General features: G+C 65.0%; 19 protein-coding genes. 12 read left to right on the forward strand and 7 right to left on the reverse strand.

Annotated features, from left to right (window positions below; translation table 11 throughout):
• The first annotated feature begins 27 nt into the window (after positions 1 to 27).
• Together J0W34_RS19390 and J0W34_RS19395 are read left to right on the forward strand one after the other, a co-directional pair.
• A complete protein-coding gene (locus J0W34_RS19390) occupies positions 28 to 2,262 on the forward strand; it encodes a GGDEF/EAL domain-containing response regulator (protein WP_230969876.1) in 2,235 nt (744 codons plus the stop codon).
• 12 nt (positions 2,263 to 2,274) lie between these two features.
• Entirely contained in the window at positions 2,275 to 4,146 is a 1,872-nt protein-coding gene (locus J0W34_RS19395) for a sensor histidine kinase (RefSeq protein WP_230969877.1), read from the forward strand.
• 4 nt (positions 4,147 to 4,150) lie between these two features.
• On the opposite strand, the gene J0W34_RS19400 is transcribed toward J0W34_RS19395, so the two are convergent.
• On the reverse strand, positions 4,151 to 4,618 hold the full coding sequence (locus J0W34_RS19400; RefSeq protein ID WP_227816142.1) for a winged helix-turn-helix transcriptional regulator: 468 nt from the start codon (positions 4,616 to 4,618) through the stop codon (positions 4,151 to 4,153).
• Positions 4,619 to 4,747: 129 nt separating this feature from the next.
• Between J0W34_RS19400 and J0W34_RS19405 the strand changes: the two genes are divergently transcribed.
• The 6 genes from J0W34_RS19405 (at position 4,748) to J0W34_RS19430 (ending at position 15,807) form a co-directional block, all read left to right on the forward strand.
• The gene (locus tag J0W34_RS19405) at positions 4,748 to 6,046 is read left to right on the forward strand and encodes a D-amino acid dehydrogenase (protein WP_230969878.1); all 1,299 of its coding nucleotides are present in this window, start codon (positions 4,748 to 4,750) and stop codon (positions 6,044 to 6,046) included.
• Between the two features lie 7 nt (positions 6,047 to 6,053).
• On the forward strand, positions 6,054 to 7,124 hold the full coding sequence (gene alr, locus J0W34_RS19410; protein WP_230969879.1) for an alanine racemase: 1,071 nt from the start codon (positions 6,054 to 6,056) through the stop codon (positions 7,122 to 7,124).
• A gap of 164 nt (positions 7,125 to 7,288) precedes the next feature.
• Positions 7,289 to 8,446: an FIST N-terminal domain-containing protein gene (locus J0W34_RS19415; RefSeq protein ID WP_227816139.1), complete on the forward strand. Its 1,158-nt coding sequence runs from the start codon at positions 7,289 to 7,291 to the stop codon at positions 8,444 to 8,446.
• A complete protein-coding gene (locus J0W34_RS19420; RefSeq protein ID WP_230969880.1) occupies positions 8,443 to 11,436 on the forward strand; it encodes an EAL domain-containing protein in 2,994 nt (997 codons plus the stop codon). The genes J0W34_RS19415 and J0W34_RS19420 overlap by 4 nt, the downstream gene beginning before the upstream one ends.
• Positions 11,437 to 11,596: 160 nt before the next feature.
• Entirely contained in the window at positions 11,597 to 12,754 is a 1,158-nt protein-coding gene (locus tag J0W34_RS19425; protein ID WP_230969881.1) for an FIST N-terminal domain-containing protein, read from the forward strand.
• Complete coding sequence (locus J0W34_RS19430; RefSeq protein WP_230969882.1) at positions 12,751 to 15,807, forward strand: EAL domain-containing protein; 3,057 nt, start codon at positions 12,751 to 12,753, stop codon at positions 15,805 to 15,807. Before J0W34_RS19425 ends, J0W34_RS19430 begins: the two co-directional genes overlap by 4 nt.
• A gap of 81 nt (positions 15,808 to 15,888) precedes the next feature.
• Here J0W34_RS19430 and J0W34_RS19435 read toward each other — a convergent pair whose 3' ends face one another.
• From J0W34_RS19435 to J0W34_RS19460, 6 genes are all read right to left on the reverse strand, one after another.
• Positions 15,889 to 16,257 (reverse strand): group I truncated hemoglobin, encoded by a 369-nt coding sequence (locus tag J0W34_RS19435; protein ID WP_227816135.1) that lies wholly within the window; start codon positions 16,255 to 16,257, stop codon positions 15,889 to 15,891.
• A 35-nt stretch (positions 16,258 to 16,292) separates the two neighbouring features.
• Positions 16,293 to 16,646, reverse strand: coding sequence for a c-type cytochrome (locus J0W34_RS19440; RefSeq protein ID WP_230969883.1), 354 nt, complete (start codon positions 16,644 to 16,646; stop codon positions 16,293 to 16,295).
• 11 nt (positions 16,647 to 16,657) lie between these two features.
• On the reverse strand, positions 16,658 to 17,215 hold the full coding sequence (locus J0W34_RS19445) for a Tll0287-like domain-containing protein (RefSeq protein WP_227816133.1): 558 nt from the start codon (positions 17,213 to 17,215) through the stop codon (positions 16,658 to 16,660).
• Positions 17,216 to 17,241: 26 nt separating this feature from the next.
• Entirely contained in the window at positions 17,242 to 18,774 is a 1,533-nt protein-coding gene (locus tag J0W34_RS19450) for a cytochrome c3 family protein (protein ID WP_230969884.1), read from the reverse strand.
• Between the two features lie 7 nt (positions 18,775 to 18,781).
• Entirely contained in the window at positions 18,782 to 20,737 is a 1,956-nt protein-coding gene (locus J0W34_RS19455) for an FAD-dependent oxidoreductase (RefSeq protein WP_230969885.1), read from the reverse strand.
• Between the two features lie 321 nt (positions 20,738 to 21,058).
• Entirely contained in the window at positions 21,059 to 21,427 is a 369-nt protein-coding gene (locus J0W34_RS19460; RefSeq protein ID WP_227816130.1) for a hypothetical protein, read from the reverse strand.
• Between the two features lie 151 nt (positions 21,428 to 21,578).
• Here J0W34_RS19460 and J0W34_RS19465 point away from each other — a divergent pair, with 151 nt between their 5' ends.
• From J0W34_RS19465 to J0W34_RS19480, 4 genes are all read left to right on the forward strand, one after another.
• Entirely contained in the window at positions 21,579 to 22,079 is a 501-nt protein-coding gene (locus tag J0W34_RS19465; RefSeq protein ID WP_227816129.1) for an SRPBCC family protein, read from the forward strand.
• Positions 22,080 to 22,286: 207 nt separating this feature from the next.
• On the forward strand, positions 22,287 to 22,760 hold the full coding sequence (locus tag J0W34_RS19470) for an SRPBCC family protein (RefSeq protein WP_230969886.1): 474 nt from the start codon (positions 22,287 to 22,289) through the stop codon (positions 22,758 to 22,760).
• Positions 22,761 to 22,784: 24 nt separating this feature from the next.
• Positions 22,785 to 24,200 (forward strand): HAMP domain-containing sensor histidine kinase, encoded by a 1,416-nt coding sequence (locus tag J0W34_RS19475; RefSeq protein ID WP_230969887.1) that lies wholly within the window; start codon positions 22,785 to 22,787, stop codon positions 24,198 to 24,200.
• On the forward strand, positions 24,175 to 24,804 hold the full coding sequence (locus J0W34_RS19480) for a response regulator (protein WP_230969888.1): 630 nt from the start codon (positions 24,175 to 24,177) through the stop codon (positions 24,802 to 24,804). The genes J0W34_RS19475 and J0W34_RS19480 overlap by 26 nt, the downstream gene beginning before the upstream one ends.
• Positions 24,805 to 24,819: the final 15 nt, after the last annotated feature.

Here is a 24,819-nt window from a genome sequence, read left to right on the forward strand (position 1 = left end):
TGCGCCGACGCGAAAGAAAGACGAAACATGCTGGAAGATGATCATCCGCTGGACCCAGACCGGATCGTTTTCCGGCCTGAAGACAATGCCTCGCTTCCAAGGCTCAAGCCTTGGCGCATTCTGGCGATTGACGACGACATCGATTTCCAGGCCTCCCTGCAACACACGCTGAAGGGCGCCAACATCCTCGACCGTCCGGTCGAACTGCACCTGGCCAATGGTCGCCAGTCGGCTGCGCATCTGCTCGCCCGCGACCGCGATTTCGCGGTCATTCTGGTGGATGTCGTCATGGAAACCGACGACGCCGGTCTTCGGCTCATCAAGGGCATTCGCGAAATGCTCGGCATGGTTGAGCCACGCATCATCCTGCTCACCGGCCAACCCGGCTTCGCGCCCATCGAAGATGTCATGCGCGACTACGACCTGAGCGACTACTGCCTCAAGTCAGATCTGGCCAAGCGGGGCCTGAAGAACATCCTCACCGGTGCCATCCGTGCCTATCATCAGCTCGCCACCATCAACGGTGCGCGCAAAGGACTGCAACTGATCCTCGAGGCCAGCAACCGCTTCTCGGTTGCCCGCTCCGTCCCCGATATGGCCAGTGCGGCGCTCGCCGAGCTGGCCACGCTGCTCGGCATCCCCGAGGAGGGCATCGTCGCGGTCGAAGGCGCCTCTGTCGCGAGCCCGCCAAATGTCGCGGGTGCGGCCATCATCGGCGCCGCCGGACGCTATGCACCTCATATCGGCCAGTCCATCGCGGTACTGCCAGACACGTCGATTGCGCAATTGCTCGCGGACACGCTTGCTGAGCGAAGCAGTATCAGCGCGACTGCGTATCAGGTGCTCTACATACCCCGGCAACACGCACTGGCCGACTACGCCATCTATGTGGAAACCGGTCGACCACTGGGCGAGCCGGAGACCCAGTTGCTTGCCGTCTTTGCCGCCAATGCAGCCAAGGGCTTCAGCAATGTGGCGCTGATCAGCCGGCTTGACCGCATGGCCTACGAAGACGACCTGCTCGGCATTCCGAACCGGAACGGGCTGCTGCGCGAGATCGAACGTATCAGGCTCTCGCCCGAAGGCCACTCGGCGCAACTGATGCTCGTCGACCTGGACAACTTTGCGGGGATCAACGAGGCCTTCGGTGTCGCGGTCGGCAACGCTGTCCTGCGGGCCATCTACGCGCCCTTGCGCATTTTGTTTCCTCCCCCTTGCATTGTCGGGCGCATTTCCGCCGACCTGTTTGCCGTGCTGGGTCCGGAATCCAAAGTCGATCTCTCCCGAGTCGAACGCATTTCCCATGAGGAGCTGCACATCGCCGGGCAATCGTTTCGCTTCACGGTGTGTGCCAGCCAGATCGCAGTCGGCGAACTCCCGGGCGAAGCGGCCGATCTGATGCGGGCCGCCCGATCGACGCTCCGTCGCGCAAAACGGCAAGGTCAGGGCTCCTTGCTGAAACATGATCCACAAGTCGAACTCGAAGCCGGCGCGCGCTTCGAGCTGATGTCCCGACTGGCGCATGCAATCGAGTACGATCAGCTCGAACTGCATTTCCAGCCCATGGTGGACTTCGACACCGGCCGCATCATCGGCGCCGAGGCGCTGATACGCTGGCCCGCCGAGCACGGCGGCGTTGGCCCCGACGTGTTCATTCCACTGGCGGAAAAATCGAGCTATATCCACGCCATCGGCAATCGGGTGCTTGAACAGGCCTGCGCAGCGCTTCTCCGTTTCGACGCCGCCGGCCTGGGTGGCTTGACCGTGAGCATCAACGCGTCGGCCCGACAGTTCGAATCGCCCACCTTCATCGGACACATCGTGCACACGCTCAAGACGCGTGGCATCGAGGCCCGCCGCCTGAAAGTCGAGGTCACCGAAACCGCAGTTGTCGAGAACATTGTGCGCCTGACGTCCCAGTTGGCCGCTTTGCGCGCCACCGGGGTGCGGATTGCCATCGACGATTTCGGGACCGGTCAGGCCTCACTGGCGTACGTCCATCTGCTGCCCGCCGACCTCATCAAACTGGACATGAGCTTTGTTCAGCGCATCGGGCGCCAAGACCGAAGCGAGGCGATCACGAAAATCATGATCGACATGGGGCATGCCATCGGCGCCGATCTGGTGGCCGAGGGCGTCGAAACCGAAGCGCAGGCGATCTGGCTGCGCAAACACGGTTGCCAGATCGGTCAAGGCTGGCATTTCGGCCGCCCGATGCCCTTGCCGGAATTCATTGCTTTCTGCCTCGAGCAGCCGTCCTGACCGGGAGGCCGAGTGCGAACCCTCCTTAGGATCGGCGCGCCGCTCATCCTGCCGTGGTGGATTGTCATCCCCGCCATCACCTGGCTGGTCTACGAGCTGCGCCTGGAACGCGACCTCGAGCGCCTTGAGCAGCAAACTGTCGAGTCCATGGCGCAGGCCAACGACATCATCGTCGACAGCATCAGACAACTGTGGCTCGACTCGCGCATGATCACGCGCGTCGCCGCGACGCAGCTGGGCAACCCGGCGGCCACGGAGGGGCAGTCGGTGCTCGCCTCAGTAATGAATGACTTCATGCAGACCCATCCGCGCTACACCCAGGCGCGCCTGCTCGATACCGGGTGCAAGGAGCGGATTCGCTTCGATCGCCGTGGTGACCTCATTCTCCAGGCCACCGAAAAGGACCTGCAGGACAAATCCGACCGCTACTACTGCCGCGAAACGCTCTCCGTGCAGGCGGACCAGGCCTACTTGTCCCCACTGGATCTCAACGTCGAACGCGGCGAGATCGTCTTACCCCATGAGCCCACGTTGCGCATCGGCACCCGTGTCTTCGGGCCCGACGGCGAAGCGCTCGGACTGATCGTGCTCAACTTCAACGCCGGCGACATTCTTGCGACCTTCAGCCGCAGCGGGGGTGGTCAGATGTCCCTCCTCAACGACGAAGGCTACTGGCTTGCCAGCCAGGACCCGGCGGACAGTTTCGGTTTCATGCTCGAACGACCTGACCGCCGCATCTCGCTCACCCAGCCGGATCTGTGGCAGGCCATGACCAACAGCAGCGCGGTGGCCGGCCACGTCAAGACCAGCGAGTCACTCTGGCTGTACCGACGGCTGCCGGCAGTTCAGGTGAGCACGACCCTCAAGGGCCCGACCTGGTACATTGCGGGCCACCTCGATCCCGCCAAACGCGATGCACTCGTACAGGAGCAAGCCTGGCAACACGTGCTTCTCGGCGGGCTGGCCTTGATGGTCGTCACCGCGCTGGCTGCCATGCTCACCCAGCGAGACGCGCGCCAGGCACGCACCAGCGCCGCGCTCGCGGCGGCCAACATCCGGCTGCGCGAGTCGCTGGAGCGGCTCGAATCCTCACTCGACGAGCGGGTGCGCAGTGAAAAACTCGCCTCGCTCGGTCTGCTGGTCGCCGGGGTGGCGCACGAACTCAACACCCCGCTGGGCGGCGCCATGCTCACCAGTACCCAGCTTGAGGATGAGTTGAGGACACTGGAACAGGCCTACGCCGCCGGCCTCCGGCAATCGGACATTCAGCGCCACATCGAGCGCAGCCAAGAAGGGCTCCAGCTCCTGCATCGCAATCTTGACCGGGCTGGCCGACTCATCAGTCGCTTCAAGGGGGTCGCCTCGGACCGGGCCACGTCCGAACGCAGCCGTTTCACGCTGCGGGAAACCGTCGACGACATTCTGGCGCTGATCCACTCGGAAACGAAGCACAGCCCGATCCGGGTGACCGTGGATGTGGACGAAAGCATCGTCATGGACAGCTACCCCGGTCCGCTCGGCCAGGTGATCCAGAACCTGGTACAGAACGCCTTCCGGCATGGCTTTCGGAACGGCGCCACCGGCACGATCGTCATCACCGCGCGCCGGGCCGGAGACGAGGTGACGCTCACCGTAGAGGATGACGGCGGCGGCATTCCCCAAGGGGCTCAGGCACGCATCTGGGACCCGTTTTTCACCACGGCACGCAGCAGCGGCGGCACCGGGCTGGGCCTGCATCTGAGCCAGCAACTGGTCGGGAACGTCCTCGGCGGCAAACTGGAGCTCGCGCATTCAGCACCGGGAGAAGGCACCTGCATGCGCCTGACGATGCCCTGCACGGCGCCGGAGCACGTGACCGAAGAAGCGTCGACCGGCGCGACCTGAGTGCTCAGGGCGCCACCGGCAGTGAAAGCGTCTCCTTGAGTTCTTCCATGACCACGAGACTGCGTGATTGCGCCACGCCCGGCAGCTTGAGCAGGATGTTCTCGAGCAGCTGGCGATACTCGCTCATCTGCCCGATTCTGGCCTTGATGAGGTAGTCGAACTCGCCCGAGACCAGGTGGCATTCGAGCACTTCGGGCACGAACATCATTTCGTGGCGCACACGCTCGAAGGCCTGGGCCGACATGGCCGCCAGACGGATCTCGACAAACACCAGCATGGACTTGTCCAGCGCATCCGGGCTCAGGCGTGCGTGATACCCGGTGATGACACCTTCACGCTCAAGCCGCCTGACCCGTTCGGTGCAGGGGGTTGCCGAGAGCCCCACTTTCTCCGCCAGCTCGGTCATGGGCATGCGCCCGTTGGCCTGCAGCAGTTCGAGGATTTTCCGGTCCATCCGGTCCAGATCGCGCATTTCACTTCTCCGTGCCAGGTTTGACGTGACATTCACGCCGTGCCGCAGCATTTGATCGATATTTCAGTGAGTTTCACTACAGCAGCAACGTTACGCTGAGCAAACCCTCCAACAGAACAGGATTCACGCATGGAAGCCATCGTGCTCGGCAGTGGAGTGATCGGCACAACCACCGCCTACTTTCTCGCCAAACGGGGCGTCCGCGTGACGGTGATCGACCGCCAGAGCGGACCTGCCCTCGAGACCAGCTTCGCCAATGCCGGCCAGATCTCCCCGGGCTACACCACCCCGTGGGCAGCCCCTGGCATTCCCCTCAAAGCGCTCAAATGGCTCTTCGACCGGCACGCCCCGCTCATCGTCCGACCCGACGGCAGCCTGTTTCAGCTCGCCTGGATGCTGGCCATGTGGCGGGAGTGCGCGCCCGAACGCTATACCCTCAACAAATCGCGCATGATGCGTCTGGCCGAATACAGCCGGCAGACGTTGAAATCCCTGCGCGAAGCCGAGGATCTTGCCTACGAGGGTCGGACACTGGGCACGACCCAGTTGTTCCGCAGCGCATCACAAGTTTTGGCAGCGAAACGCGACATCGCCGTGCTGGACAGATTCGGCGTGCCCTACACCCTGCTGGCTCGCGACGATATCGCCGCCGCGGAGCCCGCGCTGGCCCGTGTCGGCCACAAGCTGGCCGGGGCATTGCACCTGCCTGACGACGAAACCGGCGACTGTCATCTGTTCACCCGCGCACTGGCCGAACGGGCCGAACGGCTCGGGGTCCGCTTCCGCTACAACACCCCGATCGACGGCATCGAAACCGGCGGCCAGCGGGTCACGGCAGTGCGCGTGGGCGATGAGCGCCTCACCGCAGACCGCTACGTGACCTGCCTGGGCAGCTTCAGCCGGCTCATGCTCAAGACGCTGGGACTGAATCTGCCGGTCTATCCGGTCAAGGGCTACTCCATCACACTGCCCATCAAGGATGCCGAGGCCGCGCCACGCTCCACCGTGCTCGACGAGAGCTACAAGGTGGCCATCACCCGGTTCGACCAGCGCATCCGCGTCGGCGGCATGGCCGAGCTGTCGGGTTACAACCAGCGTCTTGACGCCCGCCGGCTCGCCACCCTGAGCCATGTGGTGCGCGATCTGTTTCCCGATGCCACCGACCGCTTCGAGACCGAATTCTGGACCGGCATGCGCCCCATGACACCCGACAGCACCCCCATTGTCGGCCCCACGTCCTTGCGCAATCTGTTCACCAACACCGGGCACGGCACCCTGGGCTGGACGATGGCCTGTGGATCGGGCAAGCTCGTGGCCGACCTGATGACCGACCATGCTCCGGACATCAGCCCTGACGGGCTTGCACTCGATCGCTACGCGCGTGAGCGGCCGCCGCGCCGGTTGCATGTCTGGGGCAACGCAAACTGAGGACACCGTGAGCCGACCCGCCTTCGCGCACATCGATCTGGACGCCCTGCGCCACAACTACCGCGTTGCACGCAGCCGCCACGGCGGAAAGGCACTGGCGGTGGTCAAGGCCAATGGCTACGGTCACGGCGCCATTCGCTGTGCGCATGCGCTCGCGCCGGTGGCTGACGGCTTTGCGGTGGCCATCACCGAAGAAGCGGTCGCCTTGCGTGAAGCGGGCATCGAGCAGCCGATCCTGGTCCTTGAAGGCGCCTTCGGCGCGGACGATGTGACCCTGGCTGACCAGCACCGCCTGTGGCTTGTCGTCCATCAGGATGAACAGATCGACATGCTGCGGGCGCACACCCCCCGACACCCGATCCCCGTCTGGCTCAAGATGGATAGCGGCATGCATCGGGCCGGTTTCTTCCCGCACGCCTATGCCGACGCATTCGCGCGGCTCCAGACACTGCCATCGGCAGGCCCCGTCACCCTGATGACCCACTTTGCGCGCGCTGACGAGCCCGACGCCGACACCACGCGAGTGCAGCTGGCAAGCTTCGAGGCGGCCACGGCGGCCCTGCCCGGCGAGCGCAGCCTGTGCAATTCGGGCGCCATCCTGGGCTGGCCGGCGGCCCACCGGCAATGGTGTCGACCGGGGATCATGATGTACGGCGCCGACCCCATGCCGACCCCGGATGCCGACCTGAAGGCCGTCATGACCCTGGGCAGCGCGATCATCGGCGTGCGCGAACTGGGCGTGGGCGAACCGGTGGGCTACGGCGGGCGCTTCATCACCGGGCGACCGACCCGCGTCGGCCTGGTGGCCATGGGGTATGCCGACGGCTATCCGCGGACCGTGCCGGACGGCACGCCAATCATCGTGGGCGGGCAGCGCACCCGCGTGATCGGGCGTGTTTCCATGGACATGATGACCGTCGACCTGACCGATCTGCCCGAGGCCGGTCTCGGCACCCCCGTGGAGTGCTGGGGACCGCATCTGAACGTGAATGTCGTGGCGCAGGCCGCCGGCACGATCGCCTACGAGCTGCTGTGCAACGTCAAACGGGTCGCTTTCAGCGACACGGCGTCACGCTGATCCCGCTCTGCTCCGAACGCCGTTCGTCACCACCGGCGCTGAAAAACTCAAGGAGTCGGCGCAAAATCCGCTAGAACAAAGGTAATACATCAAACTATGTAGCCGGCGGGACCACGACGAAAGGGTCACCCCGGACGACGGGAATCGGATTGGGGGGCATCATCGTGGATTCAGTCCGCATTGCATCGGCATGCGAGGGGACCACGGAAGCAACGGTGGACGCGGTTATCGGCCAGTTGGGCCAGGCCACCGATTGCCTGTGGATCGTCTTTTGTGCTGCTCGCTTCGACACCGAGCTGGTGGCGCGTCAGCTGCGCGCCGCCGCCGACGGCAAGACTCAGATCATCGGTTGCACCACCTCGGGCGAAATCGGCCCCGGCGGGTTCCAGCAGGACTCCCTCGTGGTTGTCGCGCTGCCGGGTGGGGATTTCGTGGCCAGCACCACCGTGCTCCGCGACATCGACCAGCTCGAAACGCCCCGCTGGCGCGACCGCCTCGAAACGGCGATGGTCTATCTGGACACCCAGCCCCTCGACGGTCCGGAATACGGACGCTTCGCCTTCACCCTGATCGACGGGCTGTCGATGCGTGAAGATGCGGTGGGGCATGCCTTGCGCGCGGTGGTCGGCGACGTCCCGCTGTTCGGCGGCTCTGCCGGCGACGATCTGAGCTTTACCGGCACCCGGGTGATCCACGACGGTCAGGCCCACGACAATGCGGCGGTGGTCGCAGTGGTGCGCAGCCGCCGTCCGTTCCATGTGTTCCGCACCCAGCATTTCGAACGCACGGAAGTGCGCATGGTGGTGACCGGCGCACGACCGGCCGAGCGCATCGTCACCGAGATCAATGGCCTGCCCGCGGCTGAGGAATACCTGCGGCTGACCGGGCTCGATGTGCCCGCAAACCATCTCGACCCGATGGCCTTTGCCGCCTATCCGGTGCTGGTCCGCATCGGCAAGGGCGATCATGTGCGCTCGATCCAGAAGGTCAATGCCGATGGTAGCCTGACCTTCTATTGCGCCATCGAAGAAGGCATCGTGTTGCGTCTGGCACGGGGCGTCGACCCGCTCGAAAACCTCGCCCGGAGCTTTGCCAGCCTGCCGGCGGAGGTGGCCGACGCGGAGGCGATCATCACCTGCGATTGCATTTTGCGGCGGCTCGAATTCGCGCAGAACGGCACGCTCGATTCGGTCTCGCACTTCATGCGCCAGCACCGCGTCGCGGGCTTCTCCGACTATGGCGAGCTGTTTGACGGCATTCATCTGAACCAGACCTTTACCGGCGTTGCGATCGGCAAGAGCGCCCTGGGAGATGATGTGTGAGTGAAGCACCGCGCCCGTCGGTACCGGTGGACGTTGATGCCGAGCTGGCCCGGCGGGACAAGATCATTGAAGTCTTGATGGACCGGGTGGAGCGCGGCATGGATGCGCGACACCAGGACTACAGCTTCTTCGAAAAAGCCATCGTTCTCGGCCAGCAGGTCGAGGAACGGACGCGCGAGCTGGGCGAAGCACTCAAGACCGTGCGTGGACTGAACACCGCGCTGGCGCACGAATCGCGCGAAGCGGCCGCCTCCCAGGCGCGACTGATGGCTGCCATCGGTGCCAGCTCGGACGGCTTCGCCCTGTTCGATGCTACCGATGCCCTGGTGCTCAGCAATCCGGTGCTCGACCAGGTTTTCGGCGATGAGTTGATCGTCGAGGTGGGGCAAACCCACAGTGAGCTCATCCGCGACATTCGCACCCGTGACTGGGCCCTGCAGTGGAACCGGGTGCATGTCCAGGCGAGGCGTGGCAGCGCGGTACGCGATGAGGTGCGCCTGTCTGACGGCCGCTGGCTGCGCATCTCGGAACAACCGACCCCGGACGGTGGCATCGTCGGCATCTACACCGACATCACCGAGATGAAGACCCGCGAGATGGCGCGCCGCGAGCACGCCCTCGCCCAGCAGGCGGTGCTGCTGCAGACCACGCTGGACAATCTGGAACAGGGCGTGCTGGTGCTCGATGCCCGTGACCGGCTCGTGGCGTGGAACCAGCGGGTCGAGCAGATGCTGGCAAGCACCCAGTTGCAGCACGGCATGCCCTTTGAACGGCTGCCGGTGCTGGGCACCCTGCCTGCATTGCGCAATGTGTCGGAAACCAAGGACGAACTCGAACTCGAAGACTCACGCATCCTGAGCATCGTCGCGGCCGGCATGCCCGATGGCGGGCGCGTCATCACCCTGAGCGACATCACCGAAAAGCGGCGGCAGGCGGCGCGGATCCAGAACCTCGCCGACGAACTGCGCCTGATCTACGACAACGCGCACGTGGGCATCGCCTACGTGCGTGATCGCGTCATCGTGAACTGCAACAGCCGCATGGCCGAGATGTTCGGCTGGGCCTCGGTCGACGACCTGACCGGCCTGAGCACCCGGGTGATCTATCGGTCGGACGAGGAGTTCGAATCGCGCGGCGAACAGATCTACAGTGATCTCGACATCCGGGGCTACAGTGATCGCCTGGACTGGCACGCGCGGGCGGACGGCGGCGAAGTCTGGTGTCAGCGGACCGGACGCCTGATCCACCCCCAGCGCCCGCAGGATGGCTCCATCTGGGTCTTTGCCGACATGACCGACCGGCGCGAGCAGGAGCGCAAGCTGCATCTTGCCCAGACCGTGTTCGCCCATTGCGCCGAGGCCCTGATGGTGACCGACGCCAACGGGGTGATCATCGACGTCAATGCAGCATTTTCAATGATCAGCGGCTACGAACGTGACGAAGTGGTGGGACAGACCCCGCGACTGCTCAAGTCGAACCGTCATGGCGAAGAGTTCTACAAGCGCATGTGGCACCGGCTGACAACAGTGGGCAGCTGGAGCGGCGAGGTCTGGGACAGACGCAAGAACGGGCCGGAATACCCCAAATGGCTCTCCATCGCCGCCGTGCGTGACCAGGACGGGACCATCACCCACTACGTGGCCGCCTTCGAGGATGTCACCTCCCGCAAGGAGGCCGAGCAACGCATCCGCGATCTGGCAGAACACGACCACCTCACCGGCCTGCCCAACCGGTTGTTGCTGCGCGACCGCTTCGACCTGGCTATCAAGCAGCATCGTCGCCAGGGGCACAACCTGGGCTTCATGTTCCTGGACCTGGACCACTTCAAGCGGGTCAACGATTCGCTCGGGCACCCGACCGGCGACCGCTTGCTGATTGCCGTCGTCGAGCGCCTGCGCACGGTGCTTCGCGAAGGCGACACCATCAGCCGGCTGGGCGGGGACGAATTCGTCATCCTGCTCAACGACATCGGCACCTCTTCGGCCGCGGCGGCGATTGCCGAGAAGATCATCATGGCCTTCAAGACGCCGATCGACATCGGCGGCAATCCCCTGGTCACCTCCGCCTCCATCGGCATCGCCATGGCGCCGCAGGATGGCGAGGATTTCGATGCCCTGCTCCAGCGCGCCGACACCGCCATGTATCGGGCCAAGGAACAGGGTCGCGGCGGCTTTGCCTTCTTCCGCAAGGAAATGAACGAAGCCGCCACCTCTCGCCTCCGCCTGGTCAATGCGCTGCACGATGCCATCGGCGGCGATCAGTTTCACCTGGTCTACCAGCCACTGGTCAGTACCGATACCCGCAGGATCGAGTGCGTCGAGGCGCTCATGCGCTGGAACTGCGGCGGCCGCCCCATCCCGCCCGACGAGTTCATTCCCATCGCAGAAGAGACCGGGCTGATCCTGCCCATGGGCGAGTGGATCATGGAGACGGCCTGCCAGCAGGCACGGCGCTGGCGTGACGCTGGCCACGACCTGCGCATTGCAGTGAATGTGTCGGGTATCCAGCTCTACCGGACGGACATCCCGGCCCTGCTGGCAAAACATGCAGCGGCGGCAGGCATCCCGCCCAGTGCCATCGAGATCGAAATCACCGAATCGACCCTCATGCATGACAGTGCTGGCGTGGAGGGCATCATTGCCGACATCAAGCGTCTGGGCAGCTCGGTGGCCATCGACGACTTCGGCACCGGTTACTCGAGCCTGGCCTACCTGTCCCGCTTCAAGGCCGACAAGCTCAAGATCGACCGCTCGTTCATCGACAAGGTCGAGACCAGCGAGGAGGACCGCGCCATCGTCCAGATGGTCGCCAACATTGCCCGCGTGCTGAAGATGCACTGCGTTGCCGAAGGGGTCGAGAACGCACAGCAACTGGACTACATCCGCCAGTGCGGTTGCGACACCGTCCAGGGCTACTTCATCAGCCGACCGGTCCCCGCAGTGCAGATGGACAGGCTCTTCCGGCAAGCGTCCGAACACCAAGCCGCCTGACCCGATCATCAAGCCTTGAACATCACGCTCGCCCATGGAAATTAAAATTAATATTTTTTACTTATTTAACAGTTAAAGGCCAATACAGTACTAAAGTAATAGAACGACAGACTTGGGATGGGTCTGTCGCACCCGCCCACGACGGGCCAAGGAGTGCGAAATGGGGACGATTCAGGTCGCCAGCAGCAGCCGGCTCGGTGCCGAGCTTGCGGTGGCCGATGTGCGCAACCAGCTCAATGCAGAGCCCCTGTCACTGGTGCTCGCGTTCTGCTGCCCGCGGCAAGACCCGGACGCGGTCGCACAGATACTGCGTCAGCAGCTGCCTGCGCACACCCATGTGCTCGGCTGCACCACGGCGGGCGAAATCGGTCCGAAAGGCTATCAGTCGGACACACTGGTGGTCCTCGCGCTGCCGGCGGACGAGTTCATCGTCAGCGTCTGCGCCCTGACCGATCTGCGCGCACTTGAATCCACCCAATGGCAGACGGCGCTGGACGGCGCCCGGATCGAAGTGGAAAACGGCGAGCTTTCGCCGGGCGCCGAGACCAATCGTTTTGCCATCGTGCTGGTGGACGGACTGTCCCGATACGAAGAAGTGGTCGGCCAGGCGGTCCGTCGGCTCGTGCCCGACATGCCCCTCGTCGGCGCGTCGGCCGGAGACGGGCTGGCCTTCGAGCGCGCACCGGTCATCTGCCAGGGCCGGGCCATCGACAATGCCGCGGTGGTGGCCCTGGTGCGCACGACGCGCCCCCTTGAAGTCCTCCAATGCCAGCACTTCGAAATGACCGACACCCGCATGGCCATCACCGGGGCGCGGCCGGCCGAACGCATCGTCACCGAGATCAATGGCTACCCGGCGGCAGAGGAATACGCCCGGCTCACCGGCCTGGACAGCCAGGCGCTGGATGCCATGTCCTTCGCCGCGTTTCCGCTGGTGGTGCGCAATGGCGAAGGCGAATATGTGCGCTCCATACAGCAGGTCAATGCGGATGGCAGCCTGACCTTCTTCTGCGCGATCGACGAAGGCGTCGTCTTGCGTCTGGTGCGCAGCACCGACCCGAGACGGGATCTGGCCACGCGTCTGGGTGAGCTGGCGGGCCGGCTGGGCCGGGTCGACCGTGCGCTGACCTTCGACTGCATCCTCCGGCGCATCGAGTTCAAGCGCAGTCTGTGCCTGGATGCCATCTCGGACCTGCTTCGACAGCATCGCTGTGTCGGATTCTCGAGTTACGGCGAGCTCCTGAACGGGATTCACCTCAACCAGACCATGACGGTGCTCGCCCTGGGCGAACCCCGACCCGCGGAGGTCGTCTCATGAGCGCAGAGCAACGGGTAACGCCGCTACGTGTCCCGCCCGACGTCCCCAGCGAACTTGCCGACGAACTCGCCCGGCGGGACAAGATCATTGCCAAGCTCATGGACCGGATCGAAAGCGGCCTGGAGAGCGAGGGTTCCCAATATGCCCTGTTCGAAAAGGCGATCTCGCTCGGCCATCAGGTCCGCGCACGAACGGAGGAGCTGGAAGATGCGCTGACTCAGGTCCGGCGCCTCAACATGGCGCTGTCGTACGCCAATCGGGAGGCCGAGACCGCCCACAGCCGACTGGTCACCGCGTTGGGAAGCAGCTCGGACGGCTTTGCCATGTACGACGCCAGCGACAAGATCGTCCTGAGCAACCCGATGCTCGACCGGATCTTCGATACCATCCTGCTCCCCAGCATCGGCGCCTTGCTGTCGGACCTGCTGGCCGACCATGCGCACAGGCCCTGGGCACTGACCTGGCTCAAGGTCCACCGGGGCGCACGCCAGGGCATCTCCGGCAAGTGCGAGGTCCAGCTCCCCAATGGCCGCTGGCTGCAGATCTCGGAGCAACCCACGCCCGACGGCGGCGTCGTCGGTGTCTACACGGACGTCAGCGACATCAAGTTGCGCGCCACGGTCGAGCGGGATCAGGCCTTGGCCGGCCAGGCGCTGCTCCTGCAATCGACCCTCAACCATCTGTCTCAGGGCGTCCTGGTCACCGATCCGCAACTGAACGTGACCTACTGGAACGACCATGTCACGGAACTGCTCGATGGCGCCCGCCTTGTTCGCGGACAGAAGGCAGATGAGCTGCCGCTGATCGGCGATATCTTCAGCGCACGCTGTGTCGGGCGACCGATGTGCGACCGAGAGATCCTGACGCCCGCCGGGCGCCTGATCAGCATTTCCCAGGCTCCCATGCCCGGCGACGGACGCATCGTCACCCTCACGGACGTGACCGGGACGCGGGACTACGAGCAGCGCCTCAAGCGCCAGGCGACGGAACTGCAGCTGATTCAGGACAACACGCACGTCGCCATCCTGCTCATTCGCGACGGCCACATCGTCCGCTGCAACTCGCGAACGGCGAAACTGTTCGGATGGCCGGACGAAGCCGCGCTCGAAGGGCAGGACGCCTCGGTGCTGGCCTTACCTTCACAACCCTGGAACAGGATGCGCGACGACATTTTCAGTCGCTTGCACAAAGAGGGGTTCAGTCGGGATTCGGACTGGCACGCCAGAAAGGACGGCACCCTGCTGTGGTGCCACCGCACCGCCCAGCTGATCGATCCGGGGCAGCCGGAAAACGGCTCGATCTGGGTGATGGAGGATGCCACCCATCTGCGCAAGCAGGAGCAGCGCCTGTTGCGATCCCAGCAGGTGTTCGACCACTGTTCCGAGGCGCTCATGGTCACCGACATCGACGGGGTGATCGTGGAGGTCAATACCGCCTTCACCGCCATCACCGGCTACCCGCCTCAAGAAGCCATCGGCCGGACGCCGGGCCTGCTCAGGTCGTCCCGCCATGACAGCGACTTCTACAAGCGCACCTGGGCCCATCTGCTTGTGCACGGCCACTGGCGCGGGGAGGTCTGGAGCCGCCGCAAGGATGGCAGCGAATTTCCCCAGATGCTGGCCGTCTCGGCCGTGCGCGACGCCGACGGCAACATCGTCAATTACGTCTCCTCGTTCGAGGACATCACCGAGCGCAAGGCCTCCGAAGCCCGTATCCGCGATCTGGCCGAGCATGATCACCTCACCGGTCTGCCCAATCGTTTCCTGCTGCGGGCCCTGTTCGACCGGGCCGTGTCTCAGTGTCTGCGCGATGGCCGCCTGCTGGGGTTCATGTTCATCGACCTCGACCGGTTCAAACAGATCAATGACAGCCTCGGCCACAAGGCCGGTGATGAGTTGCTGATCAAGGTGGTCGAACGCTTCAAGCAGGTCTTGCGCAAGGGGGACACCATCAGCCGGCTGGGGGGTGACGAATTCGTGGTGCTCGTTCACGAGGCCGACTCCCCGCTGGCCGTCACCCGTGCCACCGAAAAAATCATCCAGGCACTCAAACCCCCGATGACGCTCGATGGCCACTCGATCACCACCTCGGCATCGATCGGCGTGGCCATCGCCCCGCAGGACGGGACCGAATTCGACACGCTGCTCCAGCGGGCCGACACGGCCATGTACCGGGCCAAGGAAATGGGCCGCGGCTGCTCCGCGTTCTACCAGCAGGAAATGAACGAAGCGGTGAACCGGCGGCTGAAAATGACCTCCGAGTTGCGCAGCGCCATGAGCTCGAACACGCTCGAACTGGCCTACCAGCCCATCGTGAACCTGGCCAAGGGCTGCATTGCCAGCGCCGAAGCCCTGTGCCGCTGGCCAACGCCCGAACGGCCGATCATGCCGGACGAGTTCATTCCGCTGGCCGAGGAAACCGGGCTGATGGTCGATCTCGGCGAATGGGTGCTGCAGAACGCCTGCCGGCAGGCACGGCTGTGGCAGGACGCGGGGCGCCCCTGCCCGATTGCGGTGAATGTCTCCGGCGTCCAGATCACCCGCAGCAGCCTGCCCGATCTGCTACTGCAGTGCTGCCGCGACGCCGGTATCCCGCCCGCGCTGATCGAGATCGAACTGACCGAATCCATCCTCATGGACGACGCCGACGGACTGCGCCGGGTCATCGAGGATCTATCGCGCATCGGCTCCAGCGTGGCGATCGATGACTTCGGCTCGGGCTACTCCAGCCTGGCCTATCTGTCACGCTTCAAGGCGGCGCGACTCAAGATCGATCGCACCTTCATCGAGCATATGGAAGCGAGCCACGAAGATCGCGCCATTGTGCGCATGGTGGCGAAAATGGCGCACAGCCTGCGCATGCAGTGCGTGGCAGAAGGCGTCGAGACACAGGCCCAGTTCGATATGGTGCGCCGCCTGGGCGGCCACCTCGTGCAGGGGTATCTGCTGGGCAAACCCATGGGTGCCGAGCAGTTCTCGCGGGCGGGTCTGCTCCCCTGCCAGGTCAAACCGCTCTCCAGCCGTCGGACAACGGCCAGGCCGACTGACCCCTGATCCCGTGCCCGATTGAAAGAAGGGGGCGCCGGCCTGTGGCCGACACCCCCTGACGGCGGCTGACAGATGCGACTCCGTCGATTACTTGCAGAGCACGTCGTCGCGGATCGACTCGGCCACCAGCGCCACTTCACCGATCAACTCGTCGGACACGCCCAGTTCCTTGAGCGTGGTCGCCAGATCGTCCACCACCGCATCGAAATGGCTGTCGTTCAGGCCCATCTTGTCCACCAGCGGCTGGTGCGCAGCGCGCATGCCGAGGCCGTTCCAGGTGCCGGAGCCGCCGAAGGCATAGGTGAGGAAGTTCTTCTGGTGCTGGCGCTGCTTGGCCATGTCGGTGTTCACGAAGAAGTGCTTGATGCGCTCGTCCGCAAGCACCTTGTCGTAGAAGATATCGACAGCGGCATCGATGGCGGGCGCGCCACCGAGTTTTTCGTAGAGGGTCGTCATGGTGTTACTCCTGTTTAACCTGGATTGAGCTGGATTCAGCGTTTCTGTTGTGCCGCGGCAACCATGTAGTCCACCGCCGCTTTCACGTCTTCATCAGACAAGTCGTCATTGGCACCCCGTGCCGGCATCTCGTCCCCGAGGGGGCCGGTGAAACCGGTCAGGGCATGGGTGTAGAGGGTCGGCTTGCCTTTTTCGATACGGGGCGCCCAGGCCTTGGCGTCGCCGATCTGCGGCGCGCCGGTGGCCGGTTCGGCGTGGCAGAGCTGGCAGGTCCCCGCCCATACCTCGCGACCACGCTCGAAGCCGTCGATCACCGGCGCCTCCGCGGCGCGTACCGCCGTGGCCCCGAGGGCCGCGGCAATCAAGGTCCAGACCAGCATCGAGCGCATGGGCCGTCTCCTTACATCGGCAGGCGCAGGACCACGCCACCCATCACGTCACCCATCTTGAAATCGGTGCGCGGGCTGTCCTTGTGATCGTTGTGACAGCTGATGCAGGCCTTGGCGATGGCCTTGTCCGGATACACGGCAGTGAAGTACTTCTTGCCGCCCAGTTCCTCTTCCTTGTAGAAGGGCTCGCCGGTCTTGGCGATGGCCTGCAGGCCTTCCTTCTCCACATCGGTCTTCGGTGCGTTCTGCTTGTTCACCGGCCACTCGGAGAGCAGGGAGTAGGAGAACTTGGCGCCCTTTTCGGCCACCATTTCGGAGCCGTAGCGGAACATCTGGGCAGGCAGCACGAGGGCCTTGTCGTCCTTCCAGTGCTCGCTGGCCTTGATGACCTTCTCCTGGTTCTGCAGGCGGTTGACGATCAGACGGGTGTAGACCGTGCGATCGGACTCCATCACCGAGTGCAGGGCGTCGGCGATGTCCTTGTGGGACCAGGCCTCGGCGCCCGCGGGCGCGGCAACACAGCCGAGGGAAAGGGCAATCGCGGTGGCTTTGAGGGTCAGAGCTTTCATGGGTATCTCCTGGGTCAGGGGGAAGGTCATTCCGGTCGGGGGTTGCCCGGCTCCGGATCTGTGGGGGATTCGGAATCTGTTGGCGCCGCGCTGGCCGCCTCGGCATCGGCACGGGCCTTTTCGGCTTCCTCGGCGGCGCGTGCGGCGGCCGCTTCATGCTCGCGGGTCACCGCCATTTCAATGCTCTCCACGTGCTGCGCCGGCCGGCCGTTGAAGTTGTTGCGCAGCAAACGCTCGTCGGCGAGGGCGTCGATCGAAAAGCCCAGCCCGTGACAGTTGAGGCACACCTGACGGGCCTGCTTGATGGGCGGGTTGAGGTTGGCGCCCTGGGCATGCACCACCAGCGTGCGGCGCACGAAGTCGGGGGTGTCATGAGCCACGCGCGGCATGTGGCAGGTGGCACAGGTGACGGCCGTGTCGGCGGCCGCTTCACCGGCCTTCACCTTGTCCAGCGTGCGGGCATGGGGCGAGTCGGCATAGGCCAGGGTGTGTTCGTCGTTGTGGCAGCTCTGGCAGGTGTCCACCGCCGCCTTGGCGGTATCGAAGCGGTGCGCGCCATGGCAGGTGGTGCAGGTCAGGGCGTCATGAGCACGATCCGCTTTCATGGGCAGGCGTGCTTCAGCCGGCGTCATCGGGGGCAAGCCGGACTTGATGCGCATGCCGTGCTTGCCGGCGAGAAATCCGCTCACCTCGGGGCCATGGCACTGGGTGCAGTTGTCCTGGGTCGGCTTCTCGATCCACGTGGCCTTGGACAGATCGCCGCCCTGCTGGTCGGCCGGCACATGGCAGCCGCTGCAGTTCACCCCCGCCTTGGCGTGGGCGGTACTCATGAAGTCGGCGTGCACCTCGTCGCTGGCCGGCAGCATGGGGCCGTTGTCCGCCTCTTCCACTGCCACGTTGGGCGGATAGGCCTCGTAGGGGTATTCGCTCAACTCTTCGATGATGCGGGCCAGATCGCGCTCGAGCACCTTCGGGTCATCCTGCATCATGCCCACCCCGGCATGCTTGACGAGGTAGTCCTCGTACAGCGCGGTGTTGTCGTGGTAGTTGTGGCAGCCCGCGTTGGTACAGGTCGTGAAGGCCATGCCCTCGTGGGAGGGACGCTCCTCGGCGATGTCCTTGTGGCAGATGACGCAGTAGTCTTTCGGCAGCGTCACACCGGCCCCATGGGTGACATCCGGCTTGTGCTCCACATGGCAGGTCACGCAGTGTGTGGCATCGAGCAGCGCGGCGCGCTCGGCGTTGCGCGGGTCGGTGAATTTCGCCTTGGGGTGGCTGTCATCCACGGCCTTCAGATCCGCGGCATGACAGGACTCACAGGTCTCCTGGACGTCTTCGCGGCTCGGGAAGGCACTGGCGTGACAGTCGTTGCAGGCCAGCTCGATCTGATAGTGCCCATGGCTGGTCGTGCCGGGCAGCAGCCAGCTGCGCAGGCTCAGATCCACCGGACCGGGCTTGGGGTTGTCGAGGCTGTCGATGGCGGCAAAGGCAATGCCGATGAGGGCGAAGGAGAACACCGCCCACAAGCCCCACCAGCGCAGATTCGTTTTTTTCTTCATCTGCGCCTCAGAAGTAGTAGGCCTTGAGGATGTGCAGGCCGAGCAGCGCCGGCAGTCCCCAGAGGGCAAGAATGTGAATCCACACGGCACCGCGCTGGGTCCGCTTCACGAAGCCCGGCGCCAGCGCCTGCTGGCGACCGACGATGAGTGCGAGGGCCGCCCCCGACAGCACGGCCACCACACTCATGAGCGTCATCACCATGTCGAGATTGGCACCGAGGCGCCCGCCGGTATGCACCAGCATGACCGCCACCAGCAGGGCGCCGAGCATCACGTGGACAACGCGCCAGCCCGAGAACTGGAACAGATTGCTCAGTGTCGGCCAGCGCTTGCGCAGGCCGATGATCGCCAGCAGCACCATCACGCCCAGGGCGCTGTAGCCGCTGATCTGCTTGTAGAGGCTCTCGCGCCAGATGACGTCCCAGCGCCAGGCCAGATCGGCGGTATCGGGGAAGGGAATCTTGAGCAGCAGGTAGAACAGCGCCGCCAGCAGGGCGACCCCACCGAAAACGGTGAGCGGCTTCCAGCCGCGCTCGGGCGGCAAGGGCCCGCCGCCGGCCAGATCGACCAGCAAGGGCTTGCAACTGCCACACACGGTGCCGGCCCCCGTGGCCTGGCTCAAGGCCTCGACGCTCTTGCACCCTTGCTGACAGGCCACATCGAGCTGACCCCGGGTCACGCCGGTGCAGTTGCACACGGTCGCGTCGGCGGGCCAGAGATTCACGTCGGAGGCGTCGGTGTCGGGCCACAGCTGGCCAATGCGCATGAAGCGCAGCGTCTGCCACGGGTAGAGCCGCCGCCCCTGGCGCACGGCCTCCTGCACGCGCGGCGTCTCGGGCCAGGGGCCTACCGCCTGGGCGCCGACCAGCTGGCCGTTGCGCACCATGATGCGTCGATAGCCATCGCCGTCGGGGTCGGCAAAGCTGTATTCGCGCACCGGATCGGCGGCACTGCCCCGCTCCACCTCGCCCAGGCTGAACACCTTGCAGCCGAGCACCTTGAGATTGGTGGCCAGTACACTGCCGGTGTAGACCGCCTCACCACCGCAGATCCTGTTGGCGGCAACGGCTGCCTGCTCGAGCCCCGGCGCAACCAGGCCATACACCTCGCCGTTGTGTTCGGCGCATTCGCCGACCGCGTAGATGTGTTCGTCGGAGGTTCGGGTCGCATCGTCGATCTTGATGCCGCGCCCCACCTGCAACCCGGCGCGCAGGGCCAGCTCGTTGTTGGGCACGATGCCGGTGGCGATGATGACCGTATCGCAGGCGATGACCTCACCCGAGCGCAGCAGCACGCCCTTGACCTCGCCCGTGCCTTCGATGCCCTTCACGCCCGCCGACAGGCGCACCTCGATGCCGGCGGCAAGCACTTCCTTGAGCAACCACTGGGCGCCCTCGCCGTCGAGCTGACGCGACATGAGGCGGTCGGCATGCTCGACCACGATCACATGGGTGTTGTAGCGGCGCACGGCACGCGCCGCCTCGAGACCCAGCAAACCGCCGCCGATGACCACGGTGGTGCGGCTGCGCACGCTGCGTGCCTGCAGTTTCTGGGCGTCGTTGAGGTGTCGGAAGGTGAATACGCCGGGCGTCTGCACGCCCGGAATCGAGGGCACGTGGGCCCGCGAGCCGGTGGCCAGCACCAGGGCACCATAGCGCTGACGCTGCCCCTGAACGTCGATGACCTGCGACTCGGCCCGGTCAATCCGCTCGATACGCAGCCCGAAGCGCGTCTCGACCGCGTCGGGGATCGGGGTCGCTTCGGTGATGTCGTCCCAGGAGGCCTCACCGGCGAGCAGGGAAGAGAGCTTGACCCGGTTGTAAGGCGCCCACGGCTCGTCGCCAAACCACACGATCGGCGTGCTCGGCGCACGCTGGCACACCGCCTGGATCAGGCGATGCCCGGCAGGGCCGCTGCCCACCACCACAAGGGGGTGATCGAGTGAAAGCTGTTCCGGCGACATGGCGTCTTCGACTTCGTCCGTCCTGATGAAAAATGGTCGGGTTCGACACTGCGGCGTACGCCACCACTGCATCGAAAGACCCGGGTTCCGGATCGGACTGCCGCCGTTAGCAGACCTGGCTTCCCCATAGCCAGCGCCGTGCCAATTTTGGTAACAAACTGTTTTTTAAAAACTTTATTGGGAAATCCGAGCCGACCGACTCAGGACGAAAGTGATACGGTCGCACTCTTGCAGTGCAACATATTCGCGACTTGCACCAACACGGAACGCGCCGACCTGTTTTCGTGCGCCGCATACGCGCGCATCAACGCCGGACGCGGATCAGGTCTCGGGCGTGTCGTCCTCAGCGCCGTCACGTGCCGGTTTCCTGCGCACGTCGGCGCCCAGCTCTTCGGCCATGAACCGCAGCAGATGCGTGCGTCCGCGGTGCGTACTCACCCCCACCCACAGCAGCACCACCACACTGCACACCAGCACAATGGCCAGCGCCTTGGGGTAGATCACCGCGCAGAGCATGATGGAGGCCATCACCAGCCACACCATCACGATGGCGTTGCGGCGGATGTTGCCCAGGCAGCGCTCGGCCTTCTCCAGCGAGTCGACGCCCGCCTCCCGGAGCGCTGCGCTCACGGCGACATAGTCACGGGCCTGCTTGGCGGCCTGGCGGCCAAAGGGATCGTTCAGGGACATGGCAATGGGCGTTCTGGGACGGCGCCCATCATACGCCTTGCGGCACAATCCGGCAGGCCGGGCAATTTGCCCGCCCGGTGGCAGGCAGCCCGCCCGCGCGTTCGCGCCATGACGCGCGCAAGATCGGAAGCTCCCGTAAGGAGGAGTCATCATGAAAAACAACCAGATCAAAACGCTTTTCGCCACCGCCCTGACCTGCGCCAGTGTCATGGCCCATGCCGGCGCCCTGTCCGTGACCGAAACCACTGTGCTGACCGCCCCCCCAGCCAAGGTCTGGGCGCAGATCGGCAACTTCGCCAGCCTCGGCTGGCATCCCGCCGTGGAAAAGACCGAAATGGCCTCGGGTGAAGCCGGGCATGCCGGCGCCGTGCGCCATATCACCCTCAAGGGTGGCGGCCTGATCGTCGAAGAGCAGACCGCCCAGGGCGAGCATTCCATGAGCTACAAGATCCTCGAATCGCCCCTGCCCGTCACCGGCTACGCGTCGGATCTGAAGGTCGAAGCCGACGGCGACAACACCAAGGTCACCTGGAGCAGCACCTTCGACGCCAAGGAAGGCGTCAGCGACGCCGATGCCAAGGGCGCCATCGCCGGCGTCTACACCGGTGGTTTCGAAGCCCTGGGCAAGACCTTCGGCACCCCCGCCAAATAAGCCCGCACAGCGCGTGGCAGGCCGGTCCGGCCTGCTGCGGCGCCACATTCCGCATGGGCGAATCCGGCCTATATTGGACTCAGGGGCGGCGTACCGCCGCCTCGCGCGCATTGAATTGAATCGATTCATCGGTGCCCTGCCCCTGGCGCTTCGAGCGCCCGTTCCGATCAACCTGGTCCTGATCCGGTCAGGCAAGGAGGCATGACGATGAACAACGATCAATTCAGAATGTTCGCCCCCTCCGGTTCGCTCTTCATCGAAGAGAGCACCACCCTGTGTGGCACGGCGGACGAGGTGTGGCCCGAGATCGGCCGCTTTTGCAGTCAGGACTGGCATCCGGGCATACTTCGCTCCGAAATCTTCGAAGGGCTCGACGGACAGATCGGCGCCCTGCGCGATCTGAAAACACGTGACGGCATGCACTGCATCGAAGAACTCCTTTGGCAGAATGACGACCTGCACACGCAGGTCTATCGCGCCATCGACACGCCGCTGCCGGTCAGGGACTATGTGGCGGAGATGGAGGTCTCCGACGAGGACGGGCACTGCCGCTTTACATGGCGCAGCCGCTTCGACCCCGACGAGACCACCACCGACAGCGAGGCGCTCAATGCGGTCGCCCAGATCTTTCAGGCCGGGATCCATGCCCTTCACCAACGTTTCGATGCTCCCCCTTCCTGATCACGCCCGACGGAACACCGGCGCGTGAGCGAGGCCGCGATACCCGCCCCGGCACCGCCCGGCTTCGACCTCAAGCGTCACCTGATCATCCGGGTGACGCTGTTTGCCTGCCTGATCTGCATCCTCGCCTCGGCGGTGATCTTCGATCAGGCCGCGCGCCGCATCCGCGAACACGTACAGCGCAGTGGTGCCACCATCGAGCAGCTCATCGCCCGCGAACTGGACGACGAGCGCCCCAGTTTCGACCGCCGCTTCGACCAGTTGCAGTTCAGCATGCTCAGCGAACTGGGGCTGCTGCTCAAGCTGTGCATTACCGTTCAGGACATCTACGGCTCCGACCCCTTTACCCGCTGCTTCGGCACCGAAGAGGCACGCGCGCCCGACTGGGTCACCGCCGTCCTCCACCGCTGGATCGGGGATGAGGCCCGTTACGCCGGCCTGATCCGTCGCTACCCGGGCATCAAGGTGGGCGAATTCCTGCTCAACACCGACGTGGAGAGCGAGTCGGCCGAGGTGTGGTCGCAACTGCAGCTGGTGCTGGCCATCACCGTCGGCGTGCTGCTGGTGAATCTGCTGGTGTACCTCCCGGTGCGCCGGGCGCTGCGTCCGACGGATCGCATCCTCGACACCATCGGCCGGCTCGAGGCGGGCGACCTCTCCGCGCGCATGCCGCGCCCCAAGCTCATCGAATTGCGTCGCATCGCCGAAGGCTTCGACCATCTGGCCGAGCGCCTGCAGCGCACCGACCGGCGCCAGCGCCAGCTGGCCCAGCGCCTGCTCTCGGTGCGCGAAGAAGAGCGCCGCCGACTCGCCCGCGAGCTGCACGACGAATTCGGCCAGAGCCTCACCTCGATTCGCGCCGAAGCGAGCATGGTGGCCGAGGATGCCGGCGACAAGATGCCCGAACTGCAGCCTTCGCTGACCGCCATCGGACGCATGACCGGTGACATGATGGAGAATCTGCAGCGCATCCTTCATCAGTTGCGCCCCGTGGCGCTCGAAGAATTCGGCCTGCACGCCAGCCTTGAACAGCTGGTCTCGTCGGCCCGACGGGCCCGCCCCGGCTGCGAGGTGAGCCTGAGCGTGGCCGGCGAGGTGGACGACCTGCCTGACGACCTCACCGCCAGCCTCTACCGCATTACCCAGGAAGGGCTCAACAACGCCCTGCGCCATGCCGAACCGCAGCGCATCGACATCACCCTCACCCGTGACGAGAGCGGCCTGCACCTGGCGATCATCGATGACGGGGCCGGCGGCCACCGCGACACCCGCGGCAGTGGCCTGGGCGTGCTGGGCATGACCGAGCGCGTCGAAGCCCTGGGCGGACGCTTTTCCATGACACCGCGCGCACCGAACGGCATGACCGTCGACGCCTGTTTTCCGAAGCGCGCAGCCGAACCCGAGGAGGATTGGGATGATCCGTCTGTTGCTGGTCGATGACCATGCGGTCGTCCGCGAGGGCTACCGACGCCTGCTTGAACGACGTGGCGACCTGACCATCGTCGCCGAAGCCGGCAGCGCCAGTGAGGCCATCGACGCCTTCCGTGAGCAGTCGCCCGACGTGGTGGTGCTCGACCTCTCATTGCCCGACATGGGCGGCGTGGAGCTCATCGGCCGGCTCAGGGCCCGCGATGCGGGCGCACGCATCCTGGCCTTCTCCATGCACCGGGAGCCGCTGTTTGCCGCCCAGGCCCTCAAGGCGGGTGCGCTGGGCTATGTCACCAAGAGCAGCGAGCCGAACGTGATGGTGCAGGCGATCTACAAGGTGGCCGCCAATCAACGCGTGATCAGCCCGGACATCGCCCCCGAGCTGGCGATGGCCCTGCTCGACGAAGCCCCAGACCCCCTGCGCGAACTGTCGCCACGCGAGTTCGAAGTCCTGCGCCTGCTGGTGGACGGCCTCACCCACGAAGCCATCGGCCAGCGCCTGTCGATCAGCCCCAAAACCGTGCAGAACTGCCACTATCAGATCAAGAGCAAGGTGGGCGCGCGCAACGACATGGAACTGGCCCGCATCGCCGCGCGCTTCGGCCTCGGAAACTGAACGGGGCGGGCGCTA

The sequence above is a fragment of the Nitrogeniibacter aestuarii genome (assembly GCF_017309585.1).
Classification (GTDB): Bacteria; Pseudomonadota; Gammaproteobacteria; order Burkholderiales; family Rhodocyclaceae; genus Nitrogeniibacter; species Nitrogeniibacter aestuarii.

Bases quoted from the DNA above. Each gene is read 5' to 3' on its own strand.
- J0W34_RS19390 (WP_230969876.1), top strand. From the start codon at position 28: ATGCTGGAAGATGATCATCCGCTGGACCCAGACCGGATCGTTTTCCGG.
- J0W34_RS19400 (WP_227816142.1), bottom strand. From the start codon at position 4,618: ATGCGCGATCTGGACCGGATGGACCGGAAAATCCTCGAACTGCTGCAG.
- J0W34_RS19405 (WP_230969878.1), top strand. From the start codon at position 4,748: ATGGAAGCCATCGTGCTCGGCAGTGGAGTGATCGGCACAACCACCGCC.
- J0W34_RS19425 (WP_230969881.1), top strand. From the start codon at position 11,597: ATGGGGACGATTCAGGTCGCCAGCAGCAGCCGGCTCGGTGCCGAGCTT.
- J0W34_RS19430 (WP_230969882.1), top strand. From the start codon at position 12,751: ATGAGCGCAGAGCAACGGGTAACGCCGCTACGTGTCCCGCCCGACGTC.
- J0W34_RS19435 (WP_227816135.1), bottom strand. From the start codon at position 16,257: ATGACGACCCTCTACGAAAAACTCGGTGGCGCGCCCGCCATCGATGCC.
- J0W34_RS19440 (WP_230969883.1), bottom strand. From the start codon at position 16,646: ATGCGCTCGATGCTGGTCTGGACCTTGATTGCCGCGGCCCTCGGGGCC.
- J0W34_RS19445 (WP_227816133.1), bottom strand. From the start codon at position 17,215: ATGAAAGCTCTGACCCTCAAAGCCACCGCGATTGCCCTTTCCCTCGGC.
- J0W34_RS19450 (WP_230969884.1), bottom strand. From the start codon at position 18,774: ATGAAGAAAAAAACGAATCTGCGCTGGTGGGGCTTGTGGGCGGTGTTC.
- J0W34_RS19455 (WP_230969885.1), bottom strand. From the start codon at position 20,737: ATGTCGCCGGAACAGCTTTCACTCGATCACCCCCTTGTGGTGGTGGGC.
- J0W34_RS19460 (WP_227816130.1), bottom strand. From the start codon at position 21,427: ATGTCCCTGAACGATCCCTTTGGCCGCCAGGCCGCCAAGCAGGCCCGT.
- J0W34_RS19465 (WP_227816129.1), top strand. From the start codon at position 21,579: ATGAAAAACAACCAGATCAAAACGCTTTTCGCCACCGCCCTGACCTGC.
- J0W34_RS19470 (WP_230969886.1), top strand. From the start codon at position 22,287: ATGAACAACGATCAATTCAGAATGTTCGCCCCCTCCGGTTCGCTCTTC.
- J0W34_RS19480 (WP_230969888.1), top strand. From the start codon at position 24,175: ATGATCCGTCTGTTGCTGGTCGATGACCATGCGGTCGTCCGCGAGGGC.